Source organism: Streptomyces sp. NPDC005803 (assembly GCF_040630435.1).
GTDB lineage: Bacteria > Actinomycetota > Actinomycetes > Streptomycetales > Streptomycetaceae > Streptomyces.
Genome location: NZ_JBEXXO010000039.1, coordinates 32160 through 58170, shown reverse-complemented (window position 1 = coordinate 58170; position 26011 = coordinate 32160). Strand labels below are relative to the sequence as shown.

24 protein-coding genes and 9 pseudogenes are annotated in these 26011 nt (G+C 68.5%); 14 read left to right on the top strand and 19 right to left on the bottom strand.

Features of this window, described 5'->3' with window-relative positions:
- Positions 1-100: 100 nt before the first annotated feature.
- The 3 genes and pseudogenes from ABZ454_RS35695 to ABZ454_RS35685 all read right to left on the bottom strand — a co-directional run bounded on the left by ABZ454_RS35695 (position 101) and on the right by ABZ454_RS35685 (position 1382).
- Positions 101-613 carry a tetratricopeptide repeat protein gene (locus ABZ454_RS35695; protein ID WP_359543659.1) on the bottom strand — a complete coding sequence of 171 codons (513 nt, stop codon included), beginning with the start codon at positions 611-613 and terminating at the stop codon, positions 101-103.
- A 95-nt stretch (positions 614-708) separates the two neighbouring features.
- Positions 709-1221: pseudogene (locus ABZ454_RS35690) on the bottom strand (amidase family protein); the annotation flags it as partial.
- Complete coding sequence (locus tag ABZ454_RS35685) at positions 1149-1382, bottom strand: transposase family protein (protein WP_359543668.1); 234 nt, start codon at positions 1380-1382, stop codon at positions 1149-1151. The gene ABZ454_RS35685 and the pseudogene ABZ454_RS35690, both read right to left, overlap by 73 nt.
- A gap of 311 nt (positions 1383-1693) precedes the next feature.
- Between ABZ454_RS35685 and ABZ454_RS35680 the strand changes: the two genes are divergently transcribed.
- On the top strand, positions 1694-2119 hold the full coding sequence (locus tag ABZ454_RS35680; protein ID WP_359543658.1) for a hypothetical protein: 426 nt from the start codon (positions 1694-1696) through the stop codon (positions 2117-2119).
- Positions 2120-2357: 238 nt separating this feature from the next.
- On the opposite strand, the gene ABZ454_RS35675 is transcribed toward ABZ454_RS35680, so the two are convergent.
- The gene (locus ABZ454_RS35675) at positions 2358-2903 is read right to left on the bottom strand and encodes a helix-turn-helix domain-containing protein (protein ID WP_359543657.1); all 546 of its coding nucleotides are present in this window, start codon (positions 2901-2903) and stop codon (positions 2358-2360) included.
- A 182-nt stretch (positions 2904-3085) separates the two neighbouring features.
- On the opposite strand from ABZ454_RS35675, the gene ABZ454_RS35670 reads away from it, so the two are divergent.
- The 3 genes and pseudogenes from ABZ454_RS35670 to ABZ454_RS35660 form a co-directional block, all read left to right on the top strand.
- A complete protein-coding gene (locus ABZ454_RS35670) occupies positions 3086-3871 on the top strand; it encodes an SDR family NAD(P)-dependent oxidoreductase (protein WP_359543656.1) in 786 nt (261 codons plus the stop codon).
- A 233-nt stretch (positions 3872-4104) separates the two neighbouring features.
- Positions 4105-5109, top strand: coding sequence for a hypothetical protein (locus ABZ454_RS35665; protein WP_359543655.1), 1005 nt, complete (start codon positions 4105-4107; stop codon positions 5107-5109).
- Positions 5106-5198: pseudogene (locus tag ABZ454_RS35660) on the top strand (AAA family ATPase); the annotation flags it as partial. The gene ABZ454_RS35665 and the pseudogene ABZ454_RS35660, both read left to right, overlap by 4 nt.
- Before the next feature lie 71 nt (positions 5199-5269).
- Here ABZ454_RS35660 and ABZ454_RS35655 read toward each other — a convergent pair.
- Positions 5270-6262, bottom strand: coding sequence for a phosphotransferase (locus ABZ454_RS35655; protein WP_359543653.1), 993 nt, complete (start codon positions 6260-6262; stop codon positions 5270-5272).
- An 82-nt stretch (positions 6263-6344) separates the two neighbouring features.
- On the opposite strand from ABZ454_RS35655, the pseudogene ABZ454_RS35650 reads away from it, so the two are divergent.
- Positions 6345-6488, top strand: a pseudogene (locus tag ABZ454_RS35650) (transposase); the annotation flags it as partial.
- Positions 6489-6765: 277 nt separating this feature from the next.
- Here the strand turns inward: ABZ454_RS35650 and ABZ454_RS35645 are convergent.
- The 6 genes and pseudogenes from ABZ454_RS35645 to ABZ454_RS35620 form a co-directional block, all read right to left on the bottom strand.
- Positions 6766-7956: an FG-GAP-like repeat-containing protein gene (locus ABZ454_RS35645; RefSeq protein WP_359543652.1), complete on the bottom strand. Its 1191-nt coding sequence runs from the start codon at positions 7954-7956 to the stop codon at positions 6766-6768.
- Between the two features lie 660 nt (positions 7957-8616).
- Positions 8617-8902: pseudogene (locus ABZ454_RS35640) on the bottom strand (DUF1524 domain-containing protein); the annotation flags it as partial.
- Between the two features lie 117 nt (positions 8903-9019).
- On the bottom strand, positions 9020-9565 hold the full coding sequence (locus ABZ454_RS35635) for a hypothetical protein (RefSeq protein WP_359543651.1): 546 nt from the start codon (positions 9563-9565) through the stop codon (positions 9020-9022).
- Positions 9566-9640: 75 nt separating this feature from the next.
- Positions 9641-9847, bottom strand: a complete 207-nt coding sequence (locus ABZ454_RS35630) for a hypothetical protein (RefSeq protein ID WP_359543650.1) — start codon at positions 9845-9847, stop codon at positions 9641-9643.
- Between the two features lie 242 nt (positions 9848-10089).
- The gene (locus ABZ454_RS35625) at positions 10090-10533 is read right to left on the bottom strand and encodes a hypothetical protein (protein ID WP_359543649.1); all 444 of its coding nucleotides are present in this window, start codon (positions 10531-10533) and stop codon (positions 10090-10092) included.
- 132 nt (positions 10534-10665) lie between these two features.
- Entirely contained in the window at positions 10666-11385 is a 720-nt protein-coding gene (locus ABZ454_RS35620) for a helicase associated domain-containing protein (RefSeq protein ID WP_359543648.1), read from the bottom strand.
- Positions 11386-11451: 66 nt separating this feature from the next.
- On the opposite strand from ABZ454_RS35620, the pseudogene ABZ454_RS35615 reads away from it, so the two are divergent.
- Both ABZ454_RS35615 and ABZ454_RS35610 read left to right on the top strand, forming a co-directional pair.
- A pseudogene (locus tag ABZ454_RS35615) lies at positions 11452-11675 on the top strand (helix-turn-helix domain-containing protein).
- Positions 11675-12046 (top strand): annotated as a pseudogene (locus tag ABZ454_RS35610) (site-specific integrase); the annotation flags it as partial. The pseudogenes ABZ454_RS35615 and ABZ454_RS35610, both read left to right, overlap by 1 nt.
- 419 nt (positions 12047-12465) lie before the next feature.
- Here the strand turns inward: ABZ454_RS35610 and ABZ454_RS35605 are convergent.
- Positions 12466-13641 (bottom strand): NAD(P)/FAD-dependent oxidoreductase, encoded by a 1176-nt coding sequence (locus ABZ454_RS35605; RefSeq protein WP_359543647.1) that lies wholly within the window; start codon positions 13639-13641, stop codon positions 12466-12468.
- A 91-nt stretch (positions 13642-13732) separates the two neighbouring features.
- Between ABZ454_RS35605 and ABZ454_RS35600 the strand changes: the two genes are divergently transcribed.
- Genes ABZ454_RS35600 through ABZ454_RS35590 form a run of 3 tightly spaced genes read left to right on the top strand, consistent with a single transcriptional unit; the run spans position 13733 to position 14967 of the window.
- Positions 13733-14371: a TetR/AcrR family transcriptional regulator gene (locus ABZ454_RS35600; protein WP_359543646.1), complete on the top strand. Its 639-nt coding sequence runs from the start codon at positions 13733-13735 to the stop codon at positions 14369-14371.
- The gene (locus tag ABZ454_RS35595; protein ID WP_359543645.1) at positions 14361-14507 is read left to right on the top strand and encodes a hypothetical protein; all 147 of its coding nucleotides are present in this window, start codon (positions 14361-14363) and stop codon (positions 14505-14507) included. The genes ABZ454_RS35600 and ABZ454_RS35595 overlap by 11 nt, the downstream gene beginning before the upstream one ends.
- 49 nt (positions 14508-14556) lie before the next feature.
- Entirely contained in the window at positions 14557-14967 is a 411-nt protein-coding gene (locus tag ABZ454_RS35590) for a hypothetical protein (protein WP_359543643.1), read from the top strand.
- A gap of 531 nt (positions 14968-15498) precedes the next feature.
- On the opposite strand, the gene ABZ454_RS35585 is transcribed toward ABZ454_RS35590, so the two are convergent.
- Entirely contained in the window at positions 15499-15717 is a 219-nt protein-coding gene (locus tag ABZ454_RS35585; protein ID WP_359543642.1) for a hypothetical protein, read from the bottom strand.
- A gap of 295 nt (positions 15718-16012) precedes the next feature.
- Here ABZ454_RS35585 and ABZ454_RS35580 point away from each other — a divergent pair.
- Positions 16013-17083: pseudogene (locus ABZ454_RS35580) on the top strand (IS701 family transposase); the annotation flags it as partial.
- Between the two features lie 511 nt (positions 17084-17594).
- Positions 17595-18245: a GNAT family N-acetyltransferase gene (locus ABZ454_RS35575; RefSeq protein WP_359543641.1), complete on the top strand. Its 651-nt coding sequence runs from the start codon at positions 17595-17597 to the stop codon at positions 18243-18245.
- 311 nt (positions 18246-18556) lie between these two features.
- On the opposite strand, the pseudogene ABZ454_RS35570 reads toward ABZ454_RS35575, so the two are convergent.
- The 3 genes and pseudogenes from ABZ454_RS35570 to ABZ454_RS35560 form a co-directional block, all read right to left on the bottom strand.
- A pseudogene (locus ABZ454_RS35570) lies at positions 18557-18685 on the bottom strand (IS5/IS1182 family transposase); the annotation flags it as partial.
- Positions 18686-18729: 44 nt separating this feature from the next.
- A complete protein-coding gene (locus ABZ454_RS35565) occupies positions 18730-19602 on the bottom strand; it encodes a DUF2690 domain-containing protein (RefSeq protein ID WP_359543639.1) in 873 nt (290 codons plus the stop codon).
- Positions 19599-20399, bottom strand: coding sequence for a peptidoglycan-binding protein (locus tag ABZ454_RS35560; protein ID WP_359543638.1), 801 nt, complete (start codon positions 20397-20399; stop codon positions 19599-19601). The genes ABZ454_RS35565 and ABZ454_RS35560 overlap by 4 nt, the downstream gene beginning before the upstream one ends.
- A gap of 308 nt (positions 20400-20707) precedes the next feature.
- Here ABZ454_RS35560 and ABZ454_RS35555 point away from each other — a divergent pair, with 308 nt between their 5' ends.
- Entirely contained in the window at positions 20708-21172 is a 465-nt protein-coding gene (locus ABZ454_RS35555; protein WP_359543667.1) for a hypothetical protein, read from the top strand.
- Between the two features lie 234 nt (positions 21173-21406).
- Positions 21407-21766 (top strand): hypothetical protein, encoded by a 360-nt coding sequence (locus ABZ454_RS35550; protein WP_359543669.1) that lies wholly within the window; start codon positions 21407-21409, stop codon positions 21764-21766.
- Here the strand turns inward: ABZ454_RS35550 and ABZ454_RS35545 are convergent.
- The 3 genes and pseudogenes from ABZ454_RS35545 to ABZ454_RS35535 form a co-directional block, all read right to left on the bottom strand.
- A pseudogene (locus ABZ454_RS35545) lies at positions 21716-21994 on the bottom strand (relaxase domain-containing protein); the annotation flags it as partial. The gene ABZ454_RS35550 and the pseudogene ABZ454_RS35545 overlap by 51 nt on opposite strands.
- A 255-nt stretch (positions 21995-22249) precedes the next feature.
- Complete coding sequence (locus ABZ454_RS35540) at positions 22250-22504, bottom strand: hypothetical protein (RefSeq protein WP_359543637.1); 255 nt, start codon at positions 22502-22504, stop codon at positions 22250-22252.
- A 228-nt stretch (positions 22505-22732) separates the two neighbouring features.
- Complete coding sequence (locus ABZ454_RS35535) at positions 22733-25999, bottom strand: CHAT domain-containing protein (RefSeq protein ID WP_359543636.1); 3267 nt, start codon at positions 25997-25999, stop codon at positions 22733-22735.
- Between the last annotated feature and the right edge of the window lie 12 nt (positions 26000-26011).

Here is a 26011-nt window from a genome sequence, read left to right as displayed (position 1 = left end):
GCTCCGCCCCTTCATTCTCTTCACGGCTGAACGAAGCACCCTACCAACGGGTACTGACAGCATCGTCCTCCCGGACTTGATCACGGGTGCCCGGCAATCCCTACTCGGGGCGGCCGTCGGCGAGCCACTGGGCGAGGCCGCGCAGCCCGACCGCCCAGCGTCCGAGGTCCGTGACCTCGGCGTGGACGGTGACGACGGAAAGCAACTCGGCCACCGCCTCGTCCGATCGCTGGGCGTCGTTGAGGGTCAGGGCGCGGAAGACACGTACGGAATCGGAATCGGGGAATTCCCTGCGGGCACGGTCGAGCACCACCAGCGACTCGTCCAGCTCGCCCAGCCATCTGAGGGTGCTGGCGTACTGGCACAAGCACCGGCGCAGGACGTCACCGTCGAGGCCGAGAGCGAGCGCGCGCTCGTAGTAGCCACGGGCGGCCTCCTCCTGGCCGGCGGTGTCGTAGGCGCCGCCCACCTCGTACACGATGACCGGGTGGTCCGGGTGTTCGGCGAGCAGCGCCTGGAAGTAGGCGATCGTCGGGGCCATGTCCGCCCGGTCGCGCCGGTCGTAACCACGCTGAATCGCCTCGGCCAGTTCGGGTGTCACGTCGGTCGTCACTGCTGCGCCCCCCACACGTACGAGTCCGGGGGCCGATCCTATGGGAGTCCCTCCTCTCGCGGCGCGCGAAGATCACTCCGGCCGGGCCGGAGGGGCTACCGCACCGTGGGCAGGTACCGCGGCGAACGCCGGCCGTCCAGCCGGTGTTCCACCGCCGCGCCCAGCGACAGCAGGTCGGTGTCCTGGCCGTTGCCCGCCATGAGGAGCAGCCCCACCGGCAGTTCGCCCACGAAGCCGGCGGGCACCGACAGTGAGGGGTACCCGGCGACGGCAGCGGGGGTGGACGACGGGATCACGTCGTTGTCGCCCCGGGCGCAGTCGGTGGTCCACGCGGGCGGGTTCGCCGGGGATGCGATCGCGTCCAGGCCGTGCGCGGTCATGACGTCGTCGATGGACCGGCGGGACAGGTTCGCCAGTTCCGCGCGCATCGCCACGTACTCCGGATCGGTGGTGGGCGGGGCGGCGAGGGCCTGTTCGAACAGTTCCTGGCCGGCGAAGCAGGTCTGCTCCTGCGGGTGGGTCCGGTTGAACTCGATCAGCTCGGCCAGGTCGCGCGGGCCGTTCCGGGTGGCGAGGTAGGCGTCGATGTCCCGGTGGAACTCGCTGAGGTCCGCCGCCCGCACGAGATGACCGGGCAGAGGAACCTACGGACGCGCAAACAGAGAGCGACCCGTCTGCCTCCGCGAGGCACATGAGCGGGGAAACGCAGGTAGGAGCTGTGAATCCGCCATAACCAGCTCCCGCATCCTGGACAGATGGCCCCCGTCACCGTGCTTCGGGCCACTATCTGTACCGCCTCGTCGTTCACGGCGACGGACAGCACCACCACATCGGCGATCGACGGGAACAGCAACTTCTCCAGCCGGAGCACCAGTTCTTCCACGGGCCGAACTGTCGGCTCCACCGCACCCGGCACGGGCCAGTTCCGGGCAACTTCCCCAGGGCCCAATCGTCCGACCGCCGTCACTGAGCGTGCATGCTCCACGGAATGTGAGCCAGAACCCGAGTTTTGAAGTCACCGGGGTGCTTGCCAGGGCAGCATCGGGATGCTCCTGATGAAAGGGCCTGGTCATTCCGCAGATGTCGAAGGTCGAGCTGCACGCGGCGATCCGCCGGGACCACCGCGGCGGCATGAAGATCCGGGTGATCGAGCGCAAGTACAACGTGTCGTGGCGAACGGTCCGCAAGGCCGTCGACTCGGTCTGGCCCGAGCCGAGGAAGCAGCTGCCGCCACGGCCGACGGCCCTGGATCCGTACAAGTCGGTGATCGACGGGATGCTCCAGGCGGATCTGGACGCGCCGCGCAAGCAGCGGCACACGATCACGCGGATTTTCCGTCGCCTGGTCGAGGAACACGCCGCGGACGTCTCCTACCAGATGGTCCCTCGCTACGTCTCCGACCGGAACCGCAGATCCTGGTCGAGTCGGGGAAGGCGCCGGTCGAAGCGTTCGTGCCGCAGACCCACCAGCCTGGTATGGAAGCCGAGGTCGACTTCGGCGACGTGACGATCCGGCTCGCCGGTGAGCTTGTGACCTGCTATTTGTTCTCCTTCCGCCTGTCTTACTCGGGCAAGGCCGTCCATCGACCCGTTGACCGCGCTATCGGCATGTCCTACGTGTCGGCTTGGTGAGGGCGAAAGGTCTCCGTTCGGGATGTGCCCGATGAGACGGAGATGCGATGGATCACGGTGCAGTGATACCCGACCGCGAAGTGTCCGGCCTGGGGTGGCACGGGTCGGCAGCGTCAAGGGCTGAGGAGGCTGCCCTGCCGACCCATGCCACGCAACAATGTGTCGACCACGAGGGTTGCCAGTTCATCGACATCGTCGGCCTCGTCCGAGCGATTCTGGGCGGCCTCGTGAATGAGGGCGTAATAGACGCGGCGAGCCCACGCCAGGTCAGTGTCAGGGCGTAGCACGCCGGCTTCCAGTGCGCGCTGGAACAGGCGGTCGCACTGATCGAGCACATCGGCATGTGCTCGTGCCACGTCGGGATCTTCCGGTGTGGTCCTGCTCATTGCGAACCCCCACCCGATCTTGACCCGGAGGACGTTGGCCGTCGCTTGGTAGAGGGCGACCAGTGGTGGAGCGCTGTCGGGATGGGCGCTCGTCACGGCTTCGTGGAACTGCCGCGTGGCCCAGGCTGTCAGAGCGTCCACGAGGGCCTCGCGGCTGGTGAACCGGCGGTGCACGGTCGTCCGAGCGACGCCCGCCGCCGCCGCGATCTGCTCCATCGTGGCCGCCGGATTGGAGCTGAGGACACGCTCGGCGGCTTCCAGGATTGCCCTCACGGTTCGCTCCGCGTCCGCGCGCAGTGGACGCTGCTGACTCTTCCGATCCACGAGGCTCCCTCTCCATGACTCTCCGATAAGAGTACGGGATAGTTGCCATTCCTCTGCAACTTGCAACATTTGTGTTGCAGGTTCTAGGTTTGGCGCATCGGAGAAGACTCATCTCTGGATAGGAGTGCTCCATGGACCTGCAATTGACCAACAAGGCCGCTGTCGTGACCGGCGCTAGCCGGGGGATCGGCTTGGCCATCGTCTCCGCGCTGATGGGTGAGGGCATGCGGGTGGTGGCGGCGGCACGGACGATCACACCGGAACTCAAGGCCACCGGGGCGATCGGCGTGTCCGTGGACCTTTCGAAGGCCGACGGCCCTGCCCGGCTCGTCGCTGAGGCCGAAGCCGAGCTCGGCGGGCTGGACGTCCTGGTCAACAACGTCGGCGGCGGCGCCGGGGAGGGCCAGACGGGCGGCTTCCTCACCTTCACTGACCAGCAGTGGTACGACACGTTCGACCTGAATTTCCTCGCCTCGGTCCGCACTACCCGGGCCGCGCTGCCCCACCTCAGCGGCAGCCGCGGCACCATCGTCAACATCTCCTCCAATGGAGCCAGGACCCCGCATGCGGGCCCTATTCCCTACACCACCGCCAAGGCTGCACTGACCGCGTTCGGCAAGGCACTGGCCGAAGAGTTCGGCCCCCAGGGCGTGCGCGTCAACACCGTCTCGCCCGGTGCCGTCCGCACGGACATGTGGGAAAGTCCCGACGGCTACGGGGCCGAGCTGGCCCAGTCGATGGGCCTGGAACAGAAACAGCTCCTGGCCCATCTCCCGACCGCCACGGGCATGGTCACCGGCAGGCTTGTAAGCCCCGATGAGGTCGCCGCCCTCGTCGCCTACCTCGCCTCGCCCCTTGCCGGCAGCACCACCGGGGCGGACCACATCATCGACGGCGGCGCGATAAAGACCGTATGACCCCAGGTGCGGCGCTTGGCAGAGCCCCCATGCGCCCCGGTCCACCCACCCCGGCTGGACCGGGGCGGCTCTTCACTCGGGCCTCACTCGGCGGAGTGAAGTGCAGAGAAGCGTGTTCGCGTCCTGCGCGGTCAGGAGGCCTTCTTCGACGGGCACGTTCACGCGCTTCGGACGCTGGGTGGGGTCCCGCGGAACAAGGTCCGCTACGACAACCTGAAGGCTGCCGTCGCCCGGTGCTGGGGTTGAGCCGGGCGAGGCTGGAGGCCGACCGGTGGATCGCGTTCAGGTCGCACTTCGGGATCGAGAGCTTCTACTGCCGGCCCGGCATCGAGGGCGCCCACGAGAAGAGCGGAGTGGAAGGGCAGATCGGCTACTTCCGCCGCAACCACTTCACGCCGGTGCCCGAGGTCAACTCGCTGGCCGAGCTGAACGAGCTCGTCGACCAGTGGGACCTGCATGACGGGCGGCGCCGGATCGGTTCGCGACCGCGGACGATCGACGAGTACTTCCAGGTCGAGCGGCCGCTGCTGATGCCGCTGCCCGAAGAGCCGTTCGAGACGGGCCGGCTGTTCACTCCTCGGGTCGACCGCTACAGCCAGATCGCGGTCCGCGCGAACCGGTACTCGGTGCCGGTCCGGCTGATCGGCAAGCGGGTCCGGGTCGTGCTTCACGCTTCTCACCTGGTGGTTTACGACCGGAACGTGGAAGTTGCCCGGCACGAGCGTTTGATCGCGAAGGGCAGCTGCCGCCTGGATCTGGACCACTATCTGGAGGCCCTGATCCGCAAGCCGGGGGCTTTCCCCGGCGCGACGGCGCTCGAACAGGCTCGCTCGGCGGGCAAGTTCACCCCGGTCCATGACGCCTGGTGGGCCGCGGCGGTCAGGGCCCACGGAGACACCGCCGGAACCAGGGCCTTGATCGAGGTGTTGCTGCTGGCCCGCCACATCTCGCACGAGCACCTGGTCGCCGGCCTCGCGATGGCTCTGCGGGCCGGGGCCCTGACTGCGGACGCGGTCGCGCTGGAGGCACGCAAGGTCGTCCAAGCCGAGGACGAACCCGCCGGGCACCCTTCGCCGGCGGACGCTGGCGGCGCGGCCACGGTGACGTTTCTGCACGAGTGGCGGCTCGCGCATCCTCCCCCGGACACCAGGCCTCTGCCCTCGGTGACCCACTACGACCAACTGCTCCGACGCCGCCGCGCCAGCGGCGGTGAACACCGCGAGGGAGAAGCACAGTGACCCTGCCCCGCCAGCGAGGATTGACCGAGCAGGCCGCCACCACGGCCATCGACACGGCCTGGCGCCTGCTGCGGCTTCCCTCGTGTCGGCGTACTCGGAACCCGGCGCCGACGTGGCTGGGATGACAGGACGTGTTTGCAGGGCACCCTGTTCGCCCCGCTTACGCCTTGAGCCAAGTGGCCCAGGTCGGCATAGCCTTGCGCATCATGGCCATCGCCTTCACCGACTCCCTGAGTGTCTGAGCGAAGCCGGCCTGGTACTCCGGACTCCCGCCCCGGTGGCCGCAGGCCATCCACAGCTGCCAGGCCGCCACTCCCACGCGTCCGGCGAACATGCCGGTGAACGCCGTCTCGTCGACCGCCCCGACTGCCCCTCCTGCTGCGACATACCCGGAGAGGCACGCTTCGACGATACGGCGCTCGGGCACTCCCAGGCCGCGGTCGAAGCCGGCGAGATGGAAAGCTGTGAAGACCAGTTCCCACCACGGGTCCTGCGCCCCGGCGGCATCGAAGTCCAACAGCACCGGTCCACCGGAGCCGGTCAGAATGTTCTGGTGCCGGATGTCGCGATGCATGACCAGTTTGGATCGCCACAGTTCCTGCTGATCTTCGACCATGGCCTCGGTCTGTTCCACCAACAGCTTGAGGATGCGGACATGCTCGGCACTGAGGACCTCGAGGCGTTCGGCCTGAGCGAACCACTCCTCCCACTCTTCCTGGGAGTGTGATCGGTAGTCGCCATCGACGGTCGGGTCGGCTGGAATCGCGCACCGTGCAAGGTGGGCGACGAGCCCGCCGGCCCAGGCCGCCAACGGTTCGGACGTCGGCGCGGTCGGATGCGCGCCCTCGACGAAGCGCACCGCGCGGGCGTAGAAACCGTCCCCGATCGGTCGCCACAGACCCGCTTCTTCCAGAGTCGTCGATTGCGGCTCGGGCATCGCGACACCGCTCTCCCACGCGGCGGCTTCAAGCGCCCCTGCCTGGGCAGCCATGGGTAGCCAGAAGTCACCCCAGGGCTGGGTCATCTTCACCACCCATGAGCCGGAATCAGTAGCGGCCTTCCCCACCGGGCTCTGCTCGTCGTCTTTGAGCAGCAGCGGGACATCCAGCACCCGCCCCAACCCGAGCCGCTCGGCCGCCTGCGCCAGGTTCATAGCCAGTCAGTCAACCCACCCGCCGCCCCCAGAGGCAACCGAATTTGCCCGGCGTAGGCGGCGAGGTGGGCGGCGGAGGGGACAGCGCAAACTCCTCGCCGGCCGGATCGACGAACTGCTGGTGGCCCACCCTCTTTCCCAGGTCCTCATCTCAATGCCGGGCGTCGGGATCAGAACCGGAGCCAGAATCCTCATCGAGGTCGGCGACGGCAGCAGTTTCGGAAATGTTCGGGTGCTGAATCCAGCCCCTGCGATGTTCGACGCGCCCCTGACCGGCTGGAAACGACAGCCGGTCAGGGGCGCCTCCTGGGGAGAAGGCGATCGCGGATCGTGTGAGTCCGGTGCGACGGTTCGCTCTGTTCAGCGGGGCGTGTCCGTGGCAGTCCACCGTGCCGGCGGTGCCGGGCAGACCGCGGGTGCGGCCTGCCCGGGCGCATGTCCGATGAGAGTCAGGCCGGTCGAAAGCAGATCGCACGGGACCGGGGAGGCCGTGCACGGGCGGATCAGAAGGCAGTGGCGCCTTCTAGCGCCCACCAGGTCCCGTTGTAGTTGTCGACCTTGCGCAGGCCGCCGGTGGCGAGCCCTTGGTACTGGTAGAGCGAGAAGCCGTCGGACGCCTCCAGGTCGGGTCGTCCGTCGCCGGAGGTGTCGCCCACGCCGAGGATGTGGTCCATGGAGTTCCAGCCGCCGGTACCGATGAGCTTGCGCGCGCCGAGAGTCCGGCTCGAGGTACCGGGGTAGAGCCACAGCTTCCCCGTGGCCTTCTCCCTGGCAACAAGGTCAGCCCGGCCGTCGCCGGTCATGTCCCCAGCGCCGACGAGGGCGTTCATGGAGTTCCAGCCGCCGGTGCCGATGAGCTTGCGCGCGCCGAGGCCCCCGCTGCCGGTCCCCGGGTACAGCCACAGCTTGCCGGTGGCCTTTTCACTGGCGAGAAGATCGGAGCGGCCGTCGCCGGAAAGGTCACCGAACGCAGCGATCCGGCCCATGGAGTTCCAGCCGCCGATACCGATGAGCTTGCGCGCGCCGAGGCCCCCGCTGCCGGTCCCCTGGTACAGCCACAGCTTGCCGGTGGCCTTCTCACGGGCGATCACGTCCTCGCGACCGTCGCGACTGAAGTCACCGTGCCTCACGAGGGCGTTCATGGCGTTCCAGCCGCCGGAGCCGATCAGGCGCCCGGTGCCGTTGCCGGGCATGAACCACAGGCGCCCGGCCTCGTCACGCAGTACGGCGTCCGCGCGCCGGTCGCCGTTCATGTCGCCGAACCCGCCCGCCTTCGGCGACGTCGCCGTCTCCCAGTAGGGATAGGGATCCGACTCGCACTCGCGCAGCGTGGGCACGATCTTGATGGAGCTCAAGTCAGCGTTAGCGCCGTTGATCGGATAGGACTCCGCGGGGGTGTCCCATGAGTACCCGCCCGCGTCAGCGTAGTTCTGCTGGTGGTAGAGACAGACGTTCAATCCCGTGCGGTTGTACCGCAGACGGATCTTGTTGTCCCAGCTCCCTAGCGTAGGCACGCTCGTCTTCGTCTTGAACATCGAGCCCGTACCATCGACATTTGCCCAGCCACAGAAGTACCCCTTGGGACAGTCGCTGGTCGCCGCCTGCGCGGGCGCGCCGGCCCCGAGCAGCCCGAGTGATGTGAGCCCCAGCGTCGTGGCAAGCGCGGCCGCGCGCTGAAGCAGAGTGTTGCGCATAGGTTCCCTCCCTTAAGCGGCACGGAGAAGAGTCTCGACGTGCCGCGCCAGGAAGATATCCCAGCCTGCGGACAACTGATCAAGCGCCCCGGAAGTGGTCACCGGCTTCGTGGCCGCTCGTCCACCAGTCAGCGAGTGGGTGCAGCCTGGGGCTGAAACCGTAGTCGCTCCCCGGACACGGGCGAGACGTGCGGTATCGGCGTCGACGAGGAGCCAGCAGCCAGACCCGGAACCGTATGCCGTCGATCAGCCGCCGCCGAGGCCAGACGGGCGGCCGCCCCATCTTCGCCCCTCTCGGCAACAACGGCTGCAGCACCGCTGTTCATCGTGGAGGCGGGCCAGGTCCTGGGCGGTCAGGGAGAGGCGGTGTGGCGTTCCTGGGCGGCGCAGTCCGGTGTTCCACGGCGAGACGCGCCTGCCGAGTGCGGACCGTGGGGCCGGACCTATGACCTGTTTCGTCGATGGCAGCGGAACATGAACATCGAGATAGAGCCACTTCCGTCCTCAACCACTGGCGTCTCGGGGCCCTGCTGTAGACGGCTGTCGTGAACACCGAGCAGAAGCCGGTGACCTTCTCCGTCAACGCGTCACGTTCGGTGCCGGCCGCGGGCGTCATCGACGGCCTCGTGACTTCTTGCCGTTCCGCCCGCCGCCGTCTTGCTACGGGGCGACTTCGTACTCCACGACGTTCCGGGCAGCCGCCGGCGAGCTTCTCCAGCGCGGCCTGTTCCTTCGTGTCGATGGTGAGCTTCCAGCGGAGCTTGGTGGCAACCCAGTCCGAGGCGTAGGTGCACTGCGCGGACGCGGCCGGCGGGAGCCACTGGGCGGGGTCCTTGTCGCTCTTGGACCGGTTGGTCTTCGCGGTCACCGCGACCAGGCTCCGCTCGCTGCCGAGGTCGTTGGTGTACTGCTCACGGCGTTTTGCGGTCCACTCCGAGGCCCCAGCTGGCGGGGAGCGTCATTCCGAACGCGCGGTATTCCTGTCTGGTCATGGTGGCGGTCAGCTTGCTTCCTGGTGTGCTTGTGGCCCAGCAGGAGCGCGAGTGCTCCGTTGCATTGGGTGTCAGGAGCGAGTGCCGACCTTGCTCTTCTTCATGTAGCCGTTCTGAGGGCACCCCTCGTCCGGGTCCTGTGTAGGGCACATGCTGGGATCCTCTGTATCTCCGAAGTCTCCGTAGAGGTAGACCCAAACCGTGCACGCCGGATCCTCGATGAAGGACAGCTCAAGATCGTTCCCACGTGTGGCGGTCTCGTCGGGGACGATGATGCCGTCACCTTCAGGACTGACATAGAAGGCCCAGCGGCCAGTGGACAGCTTCTCGGGATGGGCACAGTCCGCCATCGCTTTGACCTTGTCGAATCCCGTGCCAGTGAAGGTGTGTTCCTTCGAAAAGGTCAGGGACGTCCCTGCTGGGCTGGTCCATGTCCCTACCAGCTGCTCCTGCGGAATCACCGCTGCGTGGATGGCTGCGCCGAGCCCGCAAGACGCTGTGAGACTTACCCCAGTTACCACGAGCATCATCGCCCGCCATCCACGCATATCCGCAGATCCCCCCAGGGATTGAATGTCCGTCCTGCGGCCGGACTCAGCATATTTGAACATGCTCAAACAAGGGCGGTTTCCTCGGGGTCGCCGCAAGCGAAGCTTCTCAAACCAGCCGGATGACCCGGCTTTGACCGGTGGTCAGCGCGGCTGGGCGGTCAGACCGGCTTCGAGGCAGGCGCTCCAGTCGGTGGCGGCGCGTTGGCGCCACCGCTGGGCGGTAACAACGTAAAGGCCCAGCATGGGGGCGAGAACCCGGCGCACCAGGCTCAGCCGATCACCGATCGTCTTCCTCGCCAACAATCTGCTCTGCTGCTGCTCCCACCCTCGCAACATCGCCTCGAACATTGCAGGCGCAGGGTCCAACGCCCGCATATTGCCCGGCACGACCAGCCGAAACGCCCCCGGCACATCAACAGTCCGCAGGATCGCCCCACGATTGCATCCGATGCAACGTCGTGGCGTTGGCCTACCATCGGCCGAGGCCAGACGCCCCGACGTCACACGAACGAGAGGCTACCCACCAAGCTTCGACCAGGTCGCAGCCGTGCCCCAGCAGTGCGACATCGATGCAGATAAGGCAACTCCGCCTACTTGGAATCCGAGGCCTCGACAAGGGGCACCATGTGGCCGATGTCCAGGCGCTTGGCGTCGGTGACCTCGACGCCGTCGTAGGAGGACTTCCATACCCCTACGGTCCGGGTGCAACGCTGGCCCTGTTGGGGTTTCGTGGTGGCTTCTTCGATGAGGACTTCGGCGCGGGTGGGGCACCCGTCCTGGTCGATCCAGTGCTTGAAGCTGTCGCGTTCGTACCCGTCGCGCTTCTCGTCGCCTTCCGGAATTTTTGCGATGGCGTCGGTGAGGCTGAGGGAGCCTTCCGGCGGTCCGCCTGCGGCTCCCGGCGGGGCGCCAGAGGCGGTGGGCGCCGGGGCGGCAGGCTGCTTGGGGTCGTCGTTCGCGTTCTGCGGGTTGCAGGCGGCCAGCGACAGCGCGAGCAGGGCAGCAGCGAGCGGAAGGAGGGGGCGGCGGGTCACAGGGGCTCCCGGGGCGAGGCGGTGGGGTTGCCTCATGTTCCAAGGAGCACCGGGTCGGGTGACAGGGGCTCATATGTGCTGGTGGTAGCCCGGGCTCGGGTGCTGGTGCAGGCGCGGGTGTCCGGGGGCGTGTTACGCCAGGGCGGCCGGGGCGGGGTCGGGTCCACACCGGTCTCCGTCGAAGAGAGCGGCAACGAGGGCTGGGTGTTCGGCGGGGAGCTGGCCCTCGCGGTGCTTGGTGCGGGTCTTGGCGAGCCAGGCCCCGATCTGGACGGTGGCGCCGTCGACACGGAGGGTTTCGCGGGCGGTGGGGGCGCGGCCCTCGCGGTGGAGGAAGAGTTCCAGCAGCTGGACGGTCTGGGTGAGGGTGCGGCGGGTGCGGGGGGCGGGTGCCAGGGGGCTGGTGGCGCGGGTGAGATTCAGTGCGCTGAGCAGGTCGCGCCGGCCGGGATGCAGGGTGGTCCACCGGGTGAGCTGGCGGGTGAGCCAGGAGGTGATGTTGACGCCGGCGATGCGGGTGTCGGGGGTGAGGGCTGCGGGGGCGTTGCCGGCTTCCAGGTGGGTGCGCAGGAGGTGGTACTTGCGGTGCCAGTCCGCACCGTGGGGCAGGCGCCAGTTCGCATCCAGGGTGTTCAGGGCGTCGGTGCGGGCGGGGGTGAGCTGGTCGTTGGCGTCGGGGTGGCGCTGTTCGGCGAGCCAGGCTCCGAGCGGGGTGGTGGCGGGGACGGCGAGGCGGCCGTGGGTGCGGTGGTGGTCGGCGGCCGCGGTGAGGGCCCGAGCACGACCCGGACACCACGCTCGCCGTCGGCCACTGGGCCTACCAAGGATCGGACTACAGCCCCGATGCCGCACTCCTCGCCGCCCACGTGTGGCACCGCAGGGAACAGGAACGGCAGTTCTGGCCGAGGGGGGCTGTTGATGGCCTCGTCCCCGCACGCCGTCCTCCACGCGGAGGCGGCACCGGTGCTGGATCTGCTCACGGTGCCCCAGGTGATGGCTCGTCTCCAGCTCGGCCGCTCCGCCGTGTACGACCTCCTCACCACCGGCCAACTCGCCTCGATCACCCTCGGCCGCGCCCGCCGCATCCCCACCCACGCCTCACCGGCTTCATCCACACCCGCCTCGAAGAGGACGCCGCCTGATGACCACACCTCGCGACACCCCCGCCTCCCGCCGAGTCCGCGTCAACGGTGACGGAACCGTCTACCAGCGCAAGGACGGCCGCTGGGAAGCGGCTGGGTACGTCCTCGCCTCCGGCAACACGCACAAGCGCGTAGGCGTCTACGGCACCACCAGGAAGGAGGCCCTGGCCAAGCTCACCGAGAAGATCGCCACGAGCAACCGTGGTGTGCCCGCTCCATCCGCGCAGGGCAGCCTGGCCGCGTACCTGACGTACTGGCTCGATGCTGTCGCCGTCCACCAGCTCCGCGAGAACACCCACGCCCGCTACACCGCCGTCGCCCGGCCTTACCTCATCCCCGGCCTGGGACGGAAGAAGCTCGCCCCGGTCACGGTGCCGAACGCCTCCGCTGCAGCAACCAGGTACCCCCTGTCACTGCCCCCGTCACCGATAAGCCTATTGTCAGCGACTTCCTGAGCTCTTCCACCTTGCTGCCGTCGTCCGCAATAATCACCGACAGCGACGCGATGACGGCCGTGATCACCAGTCCGATGGCCAGGTTCTTCCTCACCCGCGATTTCAGCAACTGCTTCTCCTTCTCGATGGGTGTGGCGCCGCATCGTCCTCGATGCGGCGCCACACCGGGTTGTCATCCGTTCGGGTCGGTGAATGCTCGGTCAGTACGTTCGTGCGCCCTCTCCGTTACGGACGTTGCATGCCACCACCGAACGGGCGTAGAAATCCGCCCCCACATCCCCGTCGTCGGCAACCCGCGGCCATCTTCACGAACGGGGCGCCGGCCTACAGGCCGTCTAGCGCGTGGCGGACTGTGATCCGCCTACGGCGGACAGGGAAGGCGGCTCATAGTCGTACAGGTATCCCTGCGCCCGTTCGAAGAACGGGAGGAGTACGCGCATCTTCGCCGCGTTGACCTGTCGCTTAACGGCACCGGGCCGCTTGCTCTCACGGGCGTTGTGCCCGTGCTTGAGCAGTTTGTCGATGCGCGGGCGACGTGTCGCGTCGTAGGCCTTGAGTGCCGCTGGGACGGTCGGGGCGCTGCTCAGCGCCGCCGCGAGTTCCAAGGCGTCCTCGATGCACATCGAGGCGCCGTGTCCGACGCCGACAGGGTGGGCGGCGTCCCCGACCAGGACCATGCGCCCACTGTGCCACGTCCGGACCGGATCGCAGACGTTCAGGTAGCCGGACGCGACGATCGATGTCGCGGCTCCAACGATGGCCCTCGGCATTGCCTCCGGAAACAGCTCGGTGACGCGCCGTAGCCATTGCGCGTCGTCGATGCCTCGCAGGTCGGGCTTGACCGGATCCCCGATCTGAGCCGTCCACCACTGGGTCTTCTCGTCGATGCTGGTGCATACGAAGGCACCGTTGCGCGCGTAGGCGAGGTTCCAGACGCCGGGCTCGAGACCCGTCGTGGTGGCGATTCCGGAGACTCCGTAGAGCCCCGCGTACTCTGCGCGCGGCGCGGACGAGTCGATCAGCCCGCGCACGGTTGACCAGACGCCGTCGGCGCCCACGAGCAGCTCCGCGGTGTCGCGCCGGCCGGAGGCGAATTCGGCCACCACGGTGTCCGCTAACTCCGTCCCGCCCACCAGGCGTTCGCCGGTGACGATCTGCGCGCCCGCTTCGAGCGCCGCGCGCCGCAGGATTGCCACGAGCCGTCCGCGCTGGAGCGAGATGCTGCGCATCGAGTCGGCTTCGCGCCGAAGGCGTGGCACGTCGCCCAGGAGGTGGCCGCCCCCCGTGTAGAACCGCATCCGTTCGATGGGGTATCCGGCCGCCTGTACGTCGCGTAGGCAGCCCAGCTTCTCCAGCGCGCGCAGGCCGTTGACCGCCAGGCTGAAGTGGGCGCCGACGTCCTCGGGCGGAACATCGTACGCCTCATAGACGGTCACGTCGTGACCGATCTGCTGCAGTGCAAGGGCGATGGCAGGCCCGGCTATCCCGCCACCGGTCACGATCGTTCGCATGACGCCTCCCTGAATTAGGTTTCACCGAATATTGATTCAGTGAGAGTCTGTTCCGATACGCTGGCATCTGTCAACAGCCATGGAGGACGACATGCCGCAGGCGAGTACCGCCAGTCGAAAAGTCCGGGCGGCCCAGACCCGTGCCGCGCTGCTGGACGCGGCGCGGGGGCTGTTCAACGATCGCGGCTACCTCAATACGAAGATCACCGACATCACCGCCGCGGCCGGACGCTCGACCGGCTCCTTCTACGAACACTTCGCCGGCAAGGACGAGCTGCTCCAAGCACTCCTCGCCGAGATGGAAGGTGCGATCGACGAGCGCATGGTCGGCCTGGATCACCCCCGCGACCACGACCTGACCGACCGCGACCAGCTGCGCGACCACCTCGGTGTCGCGTGGACGGTGATGCGGCAGAACCGCCCGGTCACGCTCGCACTGTTTCAGGCGATGGTGGCCGACAACCCCGGCACGGGCCGGGCCTGGCGCGACCTACACGAGCAGACAGAAACCATTCGGGAGCATCTGGAGTACCTGGTCGAGCGCGGACACCAGCTGCCCGGCGACCCCGAGTTCATCGCGGCGGCGATGGGCGCGATGCTCGTCACTCTCAACTACGCTGTGCTCACGCCCCCCGGCGGCGAAGACGACCAACGCGTCATCGACACCCTCACGGATCTGCTGCTGCACGGGCTGGCCGGACCGGCGTCACATTCGGCGGATGAAGCTTAAGAACCGGATCGGCCGGGCGGTCCCGCTCGGCACCGTCCGGTATCTGGGGACGTTCCTGGACGACCCAGGACAGGTGTCCGTCGTCGCGGCGCCTGCCTCCTGGCCGCCGGCGATCTCGGCCACGGCCACGGCCTGACCATCGAGCACACCCCCAGCACGGCCAACACCTGGGCGCAGTGCTCCTCGTGCTGATCGCCCCCGACATCTACTGGAACAGCGCCTGGCAGAAACTGCGCTCACCCCAGTTCCGAACCGGCCTGTACCTCGCCCAGTGGATTCACGTCTACGCCCAGGTCAAGGACCAGCTGTCCTACCGACGCCAGCACGCCGTCCCCGCCTTTGTCCGCAGCCACACAGGTAACCTCACCGACCGCGACATCCGCCTCTGGCGCCTGGTCGCGGCCACCGCCATCACAGCGGAGATCGCCCTGCCGCCCACGCTGCTCATCCCGCAGACAATGCCGTACGCCGTCGCCGCCGGCATCGCCATGCACCGCCGTCACCTGCCTCACGCCCCGCCAGCTCATCACCTTCTTCGGTCTCATCCTCGGCAACTACCTCGCCTTCGCCGCTTGATCACTGGCCGAGGGTGTTGACGCGATTCTCGTACTCGCGGCGGGCCTTGCGCTGCGCCGGGATCACCAATGTGTCCGGTGTGCCGTTGAGTGGCTAGCAGCGGGCGAGGAGTCCTTGGTGCGCCGAGGGCACGGCGCGGACGCGGAGCGTGTAGCCCTGGCCGCGCCGGATGTTCTCGGACGTAGGCCGATCCCGGTCGTAGAGGCCCTCCAGAAACGTGACCTCGTCCAACCCTCCCCCACCAGGGGCTCGATATCCCGCGCAGGTAGTCGAAGATCTCGCGCCGCGTCACCGAAGTCATCGATGGCTGCGGGCGTGCCGGGGCGGGGCCACGGGACGTCATGGGCCCCCGGATGAAGGGCAAGGCGGCCACGTACCGGCTGATCGAGATTCTCCCATCCCGTACGACCCATCAGGCAGAGGGCCGCAGCAGGGCCCCTGGACGACTTCGAGTTCGCGTGGGGGCCGCGCATCCGCCTCAGCCGATGAGCAGCCGGGAGCGTACGGCGGGGCCGGACAGGGTGATCCTGTCCGGCCCCGCCGCTGCGTGGTCAGCCGAAGTCGAGGGTGCCCGGGTGTGGCGTCGACGGAGCTGGTGTGGTGGGCGCTTGGCCCTGCTGGGCGGACTCCCAGCGTGCGACCAGCGCTTCCTTCCAGCCCTTCTCAGGAGGCCAGGGGATCCCCCATTCGGCGAGCTGGGCACGCGTCCATGCGCCCTTGGGCGTCTTGGCCGCTTCGATCTCTTCAGGTGACGGCAGCAGTACAGGCATGTCGGATCAACGAACGGCTGGGCCGCGATGTCACCCGTCGGCGGTCAGGGCGTGTCACCGGACCAGTCCCAGTCGCCAACCGCTCCCGGGCGCACGAGTGGACGGAAGGCCTCCGACTCCCTGACCGGTATTCGACCCGCTAGTACTCCAGTTGCAGTTCTCCATATGCCCTGTTCACGGGGCCCTTTCGGAGTCTAGAGGGCTGACGCTGCATCAGGGAGGCGGTGGTTCGTTACTCACCCGATCGGGGTGCGTTGAACCGGTTAGGGAAACGGAGAGCGATCTTGAAGTAGGTCTGTGGGACGCCGAGTTGGAGTCGTTGCTGCTGCGGGTGGGCGAGCGGTTCGGCCGCGTCGAGCCGCGGCGGCGGATGCGGGATTACGTGCGCGGCCTGTTGGGGCCGGTGGGCCGGAAGAACAGCTGGCAGCTGGCCGAGCACGCGGGCCATGGCACCCCATACGGGCTGCAGCGGCTGCTGTCGTGGTGCCAGTGGGATCCGGATGAGATCCGCGACGACCTGCAGGATTACGTAGCTGAGCGGCTCGGTCAGCCGGACGGTGTGCTGATCGTGGACGACACCGGCTTCATCAAGAAGGGCACCGTCTCCGCCGGGGTGCAACGGCAGTATTCCGGTACCGCCGGCCGCACGGAGAACTGCCAAATCGGGGTGTTCGCCGCCTACGCCTCCGCCAAGGGCAGGGCTTTGGTGGACCGCGAGCTCTACTTGCCCAAGTCCTGGACCGAGGATCCGGATCGGTGCCGCGCCGCGCGGATCCCGGAAGACAGGTCCTTCGCGACCAAGCCGGAACTTGCGCGCGCGATGGTCCGGCGGGCGCTGGACTCCACCCTGCCGATCGCCTGGGTGACCGCGGATGCGGCCTACGGGCAGGAGTGGCACTTCCGGCGGATGCTGGAGGAGGCCGGCGTGGGCTACGTCCTGGCAGTCCCCAAGTCGCAGCAGGTCAAGTCACCAGCGGGAAGCTGGCGCATCGACCATGTCCTGACCGGCGCCCCGGCCGAGGCATGGGAGCGGATCTCCTGCGGGAATGGTGCGAAGGGGCCGCGGGTCTACGACTGGGCCGCGGCCAAGCTGCCCACCATCGACGGTTCCGATCCCACCCACAACCGCTGGGTGCTGGCCCGCCGTAGCCTGGCGCGTCGCGAGGAGATCGCGTACTACCTCGCGTTCGCTCCCGCGGACACCACCATCTCGGAGTTGGTTCGGGTCGCCGGCGCCCGGTGGGCCATTGAGGAGTGCTTCCAGGCTGCCAAGAACGAATGTGGCTTGGACCAGTACGAAGTCCGCCGCTACGTCGGCTGGTACCGCCACATCACCCTGGCCATGCTCGCGCACACCTTCCTGGCCGCCATGACCGCCCATGCCCTCGAAAAAGGGGCCGAAGAAACGGTTCGAGCAGCCTTGCTCCCCTCACCGTGGCAGAAATCCGACGGCTCCTGGACCTTGCCCATCCCCCCTCAGCCCGGCGCCAGTCACCCAGGCACCGCCTCCACCGGTCCAGCTGGCGTCGACGACACCAGGCCATCGCCCGCCACTGCCACTACCAGCGCCGCACGCACCCCGATCGGGTGAGTAACGAACCACCGCCTCCCTGATGCAGCGTCAGCCATCTAGACTCCGAAAGGGCCCCGTGAACAGGGCATATGGAGAACTGCAACTGAAGTACTAGGACTCCAGCCGCACTTCGTGATCATGCGGCGAGCCTGCACTGGCAGTGGCTGTGGCCGGACTCGCTCTTGGTGCACGCCTGCCGCCTGAACCGACGTCAGGCGGGGACTGTACGGCTGGTCTGGCCATGTATCCGCACCCAATGTAAGGTGTCATTATCGATTTGGACCATTACGCACGGGGGTGAGCGGTGTTGGACGCCGCGATCGACGAACTCGTCCGGATGTGGCTCGATGGCTGGACGCTCTCCCGAGGCACGGCCGACCCGGTCGCCGAGCCCTGGGGCTGGAGCATCGATGTCGGCATGGTGGGCCACGTGGCCCGGCACGTCCTGCCCGTGCCCGCCGAGGTCGACGTACGCAAGATCGCCGATGCCACCAGCGCGCCCGGCACCTGGCTGAAGCTGTTCGCCGACGACGCCACGGTGCGGCCCTGGCTGGACTCCCAGTGGCGGCTCGACACCCCGGCCCACCTGATGACCGCGCCCCTCGCCGCGGAAGGTCCTCTCACCCCAGCTGGATACACCCTCACCTCCTGGACGCGCGCCGGCGTCACCCGCGTCCTGGTGCGCACCCGCGACGGGCACTTCGCCGCCCGCGGCCAGATCGCCGTCACCAGGACCATCGCCGTCCCCGACCAGATCGAGACCGACCCCGGCCACCGCCGCCGCGGCCTTGGCGGCCTGATCATGCGCACCCTCCAGAACACCGCCCACGCCGCCGGCGCCACCACGGGCATCCTCGTCGCCAGCTCCGAGGGCCGCGCCCTCTACTCCACCCTCGGTTGGACTGCCCGCTCGCCCATGGCCAGCCTGTGCCTGGAAGCGCCCGCCGTCTCCTAGTCAGCCACACTGCGAGGCGACCGCCCTTGAGTTCGGGCACGTAGTTGTAAATGGGTTCCAAGGTCAGTAATGCCGTTCAGCGGCTGATCCACCGGGAGTTGGACAGGACTGTCGCGCTACTCGTCGATCTGGGCGGCGAAACAGCGGACGAGGACGATGACGCGCTGGTCCTGTATGGCCGACTGCCGACGGGCCCGCGCCCGGACCGAGTGCAGTTCCGGACGGACCGGCTCAGCACCATCCCGGCTGTTCTTGCTGGAGCAGAGGTGACGGACCTCGGCAATGGGCTGAGTGCACTTTGCTGGTAATGATCATCTGGCTGGTTCGCGGAGCCAGAGAATCAGGGAGACTACGACAACTCCAGCTCGGTAGCGGACGGCGAGTTCATCGAACCGCGTGGCGATCGCGCGGAATTGCTTGAGGCGGGCGAAACACCGTTCGAATCGCCTCTTCCGGCTCGAGCTCCAGGAGTCAGGGCCCCGGGCTACTCCTCACCGGCCCGGCGAGGTGAGGGCGACCGGGCCGTGACGGGGGCGTCGTCCAAGCGGGCCTCGACGCACTCCCGTTCGCCGTCGGCCGACGCGGGCCGGAAGCAGGCCCGGACCGTAGTGTCGGGGCGGACTGCGGCCATCTCGGTGTAGACGTAGGTTTGCGTGTCGGCCTTGTCTTCGACGCGCACGTCGTGGGTCGGGCCGCCCGCCGTGACCTCCACCCGGTCACCGATCCGGGCTCCCCACGTCCGGGCCCAGCTCGCGCCGCACTTCTCGCTGTAGCGCAGTTCCACATGGGCGCCGGTGGCGGTGCGGTACGTGATGAGGGTGTGGGGGCTGATGCCGCAGACCAGACGCATCGGGTCCTGCCCCTCGCAGGCGGCTCCCTGACATTGGGGGGCGAGGGAGTACGGGGGGTGAGCCGACAGCGGTTCGTCCTCCGGGTCCTCCCGATCCGGCAGCCAGAAGAGCAGCAGTGCCACCCCGACGACGATCACGGTGCACGCCAGCGCCACCGTGAGCCGGCCCCCGCGTAAGCCTGGCCGCCCGGTGTCAGGACGTCGGGGCGGTTCCTGCGGCTGTGGCTGGGGGCACGGCTCAACGGCGACAGGGGCGGAAACGGCCGCGCGTCCGCTCCAGTTCGACTCGGCGATCTCCCACAGGGCCAACAGCCGTCCGTTCGGTTCGTCAGCGACCCGGCACAGTTCCTGGACGGCCTGCCGAGGAGGCAGGCTCTTGCCGTTGAGGTAGCGCTCCCACGAGGACTTGCTGTACGTCGTGCGTTCCGACAGCGCCGCCAGGCTCAGCCCCGTACGGACCCGCAACTCCCGCAGTGCCACGGCCAGCCGGATGTGTTCCGCAGTCACTCCGGCACCGCCTCCTCCCGCAGGGCCTTCCAGGTGTGCGGGCCTATGACGCCGTCGACGACCAGCCCGTCGCGTGTCTGGACGCGTTCGACCGCGCGCTGCGTCTGCGGGCCGAAGACGCCGTCGATGTCTCCCGGCGGGATGCCCGCCCGACGCAGCAGGCACTGCGCCTCGGCCACTTCCGGCCCCACGTGGGTGTACGCCAGGATGGTGTCGGTGGTGCGGCTCAGGCCCGCGTACCAGCGGCCGTCACGCCGCTCCAGCCGGCACGTGTACGAGACCGGTACCAGGGACTCCGTCACGATGGCCGGGGTCGCCCCGACCGTACCGGCGCGTTCGTCCGCAAGCTCGGCGCGGGTATCGGCGAGCCGCACGGCCAGCAGGAGCGCAGCGGAGACGGATAGCACCAGGGCCACCGCTCCCGCCGTGACCAGGGCGCGCGGGCAGCGCCCGTACGGCTGCCGTTCCGTGAGCGTCTGTGCCGACGTCGACGGGGCGCTCTCCGGGGCACCGGCGGTGAACACGCGGCCGTCCGCCCAGCGTTCGGCGGCGATCTCGTACAGCACCAGCAGCCGGGTCGGATCGTCACCGCCGATGCGGGCCATCGCCTCGACGGCCTTTTTCGACGGCAGTGACCTGCCGTTCAGATACCGCTGCCACGACCTTGCGCTGTACCCGGTCTTCGCCGCCAGTTGTCGCGTGCTCAGTTCGCTGCAGTCCTTCATTCTGCGCAATCGCACGATCAACTGGCGTACGTCCGGATGCAGTCCCGCAGGCAGCGCCTTCCAACGCGGCATGTCACCCCTCACTTGCGTCCGGGCACGCCAGGTTGGCCCCGCGTATCCCGGCCTCATTCTCTATCAGCCGTCACAGCGCTCACCCAACGGCGACCCCGCCCTGGTGCAGAAACGGCCGCCCCCGCTCGCGGTCGTCCCGCCGTACCGACTCGGTGGGCGACGTCCCCGCAGGTCAGCGCCTGGGACGTCCCGTGCCGACGCCATTTCCACGTCAACTGTGGCCGGACATCGCGCCGTACCCGCAGTCTCATTGCGGAGCCGGCCGGTTCGGTCGGCTCCACCCGTGCGATCCCACCAGGAGCGTTCCCGTGAAACTGACCAAGAAGCTGGCGGCGACCCTGCTCGCGTCCGCCGGACTGGCCTCGGCCCTCGTTCCGCTGGCAGCCTCGTCCGCCTCGGCCGCCAGCCAGTACGGCTGCTCGTACCCGCGCGTGTGCGTGTACGGCGGCACCTTCGCCAGCGGCACCATCATCGGCTGGTTCCAGGACAACGGCTACCAGAACATGCCGCTATCGATCCAGAACGACCCGGACGCGGTCGTCAACACGCGCAATGACGACTCCGTCTGGCTGATCGACACGGGTGCCAGCCCGGACCGGTACATCTGCATTCCGGCGAAGACCGCCGCGAACCTCGGCAGCTACGACCACCCCGAAGGCGGCACCTGGGCGAACAAAGTCGACACCATCAACATCTTCGGCGATCCCGACAACGGGCTGTGCAGCGGCAGCAACCGCGTGCAACAGGGCACCGTCCCCGCCAACTGGCCGTAACAAACGCGGCCGTCCCCAGGCCCCAGGCCGGGGACGGCCGTTTGCGTTGCAGCGAGACGTTGTCGTCCAGGACAGCAAGACAGCGCCGTCGAACTGCTCGGGCCCGCGAACGTCAAGAGTCACGGAGCCCGGTGGCCTTCTACGTCGGCGGTGTAGGTCATCCGGTCCGGCGTGGAGGCTTCCGCGGCCGGGCTTCGTGACCGTGTGACGGCGGGAGCAGCGGAGCAGGGCCCGGTGGGCGATGTAGTCGTCCAGGCCGCGGGTGTACTCGCGGCCGCGCAGCGTTTCCAGCAGGTGCCGGCGCGCTTCGGCCAGGATGTGGCACCGGGAGAACTTCTCGCACACGGTGAAGACGACCACGGCGACGTCGACGTCGGCGAGCGTCACGTCCACGGCGGGATCCACCCGCGGCCGGATCGCCGCTCCGGCTGCCCTGCACCTGTCCAGGAGGCCGTCGATGAGCTGCTGGCCGAAGCGGAGGATCGCGGAGGCGCGCCACCATGCGAGCAGCTGCGCGAGCGGCTTCGGCTTCTTCTTCGCGGGCCGGGTCTCCTGCGCCGCCCACCGGCCCAGGCCGTGACGGCCGCGCTCTGAGGGCAGGTGCCCGTGGTCCTTCACGTATTGGTCGGTGAGCACTTCCAGGGTGTCCTCGATGCGGTGGCGGCGGGACGCCGACCAGTTGATGAGGTCCTCGGGCACTCCGGCGATCTCCATGACCGGACGCAGGCCCGGTGTGACCTCGCGCGGCACGGTCGCCAGCCCCAGGGGCTCGCACACCTCGGTCGTCATCGCCAGGGTGTAGAGCGTCCCGGCGGCTACCACGTTCTGGTAGAGGCGGTAGGTGTCCAGAGCGCCCCAGACCGGTTCTGTACGTTGGCGCCGCCGTTGTCATTTTGGACCGCGCCGACCTGCTGCTGGTGCTGCTGTCTCAGCGGATGTCCCGCGGTTTACGTCTCACTTCGATGGCATTTCCTCAGCGGCAGCCACTGCGGAGCAATGGCGACCGACGACAACGCCGCAGGTGTGCGTGCCGGAACCCGCAAGCCCCTCGCATCTCAGCGCGATCGGACTCCGCGCTCAGCCGAGCCAGTCGCCGATGCCGTCCCAAGCGACATCGAGCTCGCGGGACAGGCCGCCACCGACAATCTCCCGAACGGCGTCATGAACAGAGCGCATCATGTCCATCCCGCCCTTCCTGTCCAGTGCCCTACCGATCTCCAGAGTACGTGCGTCGGCTCGGAAAGGGCTCGCACGGACGAAGCCGCGTCCGCGGCCGATGGCGATCAGCTCGTCGATCAAGTCCTGAACGTCAAAACTCGGTTGCGGCATCATCCGGCGATCCTAGGGGCTCAGGAGAGAACGGCGTGGGACTTTCAGACTCTGCCTGCTGGACCGGCGCCTGAACCGGCTCCCGCCGCCGCGGCCCAGGACGTCCACCGGACGCGTGGACCACCTGTCCGCGCACGCAGCCGATGAAACAGGCGAACAATGGGAGGAACTCACTGCGTCGGTACATTCCCATGACTGCTGCGCCGTTGACAGGGAACGGCGACGCCGGGCTCAGATTCCGTAGTGGATGTACGCAGCCCACCGGGTTGGCAGAGCCGGTGTCCGGTCGCGCTGGTGACGGACCGCGTGGTGCAGGGCATGGGCGGCACGCTCGGGGGCGGCCGGACTGCAGCCCTGGTCCGTGAGCGTTCCGTAGACGTCGCGGGCAAAGGAAGCCGCCGCCTGATCCGTGATGGGCCACAGTGTCCCGATGACGTTGCGGAAGCCGGCCAGCTGGAAGGCTGAAGTGAGCTGGGTGGCTTCGTCGATCTGCAGTGGATGGGTGTCCGTGGTGCTGCAGGCCGACAGATAGGCCACCTCCGCCCGGTCCAGGTCGAGCCGGGTGATGTCGCGCAGGGTCAGCGGGTGGACCAGGTGGTCATGGAGGACGAGTCGACTCTCGGCGGGATCGGCCCAGTTGGTGACCCCATGACAGGCGAGGTGGACGATGCTGTGCCGCTGCAGCACCTCGACGACGCCATCGTGACTGGTTGTGTCACCGTCGGCGGGCAGGACGGTGGCGTCCGGTAGATAGTCGCGCAGGGCGCGGGCTTCGAGATCGGCGGCGGCGAGGGGTGGGCAGTACGGTGCGTCGGGTACGGCGACGACGACTGCCGATGGTGGCGCCGGGGGCCGGGCACGCACATGTGCCAGCGCACGGATGGTGGGGGTGTAAGAGCTGATCACCCGGTCCATCACGGTGTCGCAGCGGGGCGCGGCTCCGTGGTGACCGGCGGCGTGCAGGGGCAGCAGGGCGACCGGCCCGATCGGGCACCACCAGATGCGCGGCCAGGGTGCGTCGGCGGACGGGGTGGAGGTGCGGCCGAGGTGGCGCAGAACCGGCTCGGTGAGGGTGTCCCAGACCCATCCGAGCACGTCCAGGATGTCCTGCTGTGCCTGGCGGCGCTGCCGGGCCGGCTGCTGACGGTCGGCGGCGGTATGCCGCGCCCGGCGGAGCCTGCTCGCCGCGTCGATCACGGCCGACTCTGTTGCATCGGGGTGGAGTTCAAGTGCGACGACGGGGGTGTCGGGGTCATCGCGGACGATGAGCGCATGGCTGCCCGTCGCGTGTGCTGCGACGAAGACGATCGGCCCGTCGGCGGCCTGTTTGCGCAGTTCATGGATGGATGGCGGGCGGAGGAAGTCCTCCAGGCCGGGACGTCGGCGTATCTGGGTGAGCGCCTCCTCCCAGCGCCGGTTGAGCTCGGTGCGGTGGGACGCGCGATTGCGATGCCGTGCTCCCAGGTCCGAGACGGAGTCCGACGTCATGATGCGCGGAGCCGGCTCGTGGTCGAGGGCGTCGATGTCCCGGCGCAACGCGTCGAAGGAGAAGGCGAGTTCCGCGGAGTGTTCCCGCAGCGCTGTGAGGTCGCTGCGGGTGTCGAGCGTGTCGGCAATAACCAGTCCACGTGTCTGCTCAAGGAGTTCGACTGCCCGAGCGGGATCGCCGTGCGCGATGGCTGTCGCGGCGACCGTGGCGCCCAGAGCGTGCGCGACGCGAAGCCTGCGTTCCCGGCTCGCACGCTCCACATCGCGAAAGGCCAGTTGCGGGACGATGTCGACAGCGACCTCGGCCAGTTTCATCGCTTGGCGGGTGTCGCCGCTCGCCAGTGCCAGGCGGGCCGCCCGTTGTGCGGCACGGATGCGGAGCGCTGCAGGCGCCTGCGGGGTGTGCGCGACAGCGGTGTAGTTGCTCAGTGCTTCGTGTGCCGCGGTCGTCTCGCCGTTCTGCTCGCCCAGCAGTTCAAGGGCGTCGCCGAGATTCGACAGCGCCGCGGCGCGCGTGTCGAAGCCGGGCACCGTGGCCGTGACGGCCTCGCGGGCGAGGCGCACCGCCTCGGCGAGTTCCGCCTTCTGCGTTCGGCTTTGCCGCGCGGCTCTCAGCACGACGCTGCTCAGGTTGATCAGGCACAGGGCACGCTCGGGATGGTCGAAGGACGTGGAGGCGAGAGCGTCCCGGGCCACGTGCAGGGCGCGCTCCAAGAACAGCGGAGTGCCGGTGTGGTGGTAGGCGGCTGCGAGCGCGTTGATGAGAGTGGTCAGGTGCCACGCGTGGTTGGCGTGATCGCGTGGAATGGCGGCGAGGGCCTCCTCCGCGAGCTGGACGGCTTCGGTCGCCGCCTGCTTGTCGTCGCGGAGTTCGGCGAGCAGTACCAGGGCGATGCTGAGGGCCGCTTGGTTCTTGGCACGCTCGGGGTCGTAGTGCGGGAAGGCGACGAGAGCGTCTCGGCCGACAGCGACGGCCTCCGCGGCGAGTGCCACGTCGCCCGTCGCCTCCGCGAGCGTCCGCAGCGGCCCCACCAGGTTCATCTTGTACGTGGCCACGTGCGGGTGCGCCAGACCTGCTGCGTCGACCGTGTTGCGTGCGGCCTGAACCGCCCGGCGCAGGTGAGCGAGTTCTCCGGAGCGCCAGTAGACCCGTTCGAGAATCAAGGCCAGCACGTTGCACGCGATGCCGTGATTGAGATGTCCTGGCGCGGACGCTTCGACGAGGCGCCGCGCGATCTGCTCCGCCTCGGTGAGAACGGCCGGGTCGGGGCTGCGTTCGGACAGATGACGCAGCGCGTTACACAGGGCAGCCAGGCTCGGCTCGTAGTACGCGGAGTCTGGCTGCGTTTCAGCCACCGCCGCCCGGCCGAAGCGCACCGCCTCCTTCAGTGCGGGGACGTCCCCGGTGCGCTCGTAGAGACTGCGCAGGGCCATGCTCAGGTCGACCAGACATGCAGGACGCCGTGGCTGACCGGGCGGGAGCGAGCCGAGAGCATCTCGGAAGCAGCGCACCGCTGCCCGGATCGCCGACAGGTCACCGGTCCACTCGTGGTAGCGCCGTAACACCTCGCCGAGATGCATCAGTTGCTCGGTCCGTCCGGGATGGCCGTCGGGAAGGGCACCGAGTGCTGCCTGGGCGGCCTCGACTGCGTCACGCAGCAGGCTCACATCCGTCATGTGCTCGGACAGGCCGGCCAGCATCAGGCTGAGGTTGTTATGGCGATCTACGAACGCCGGCGTGGTGTCCGCCGTCAGCGAGGCCGCCTCACGCGCGGCCTCCATCGCTTCCCACAAGAGACCGACCTCCCCTGTGTCCCGGGAGAGCCAGTGCAGCGCGACGGACATGTCGGCCATGCAGTCGGCCCGCCCGGCGGCCCGGCGGGGCATCAGGTCGGCCACGCGCCGGTACAAGGCGGCGGCCCGGCTCAGCGTAGGGACGTCCCGCGTTTCCTGGTACGCCACGAGCAACTGCCGGGCGCGGGTCTCGATCTGCCTCACGTCCTCGTGCATGACGCCTCCCTC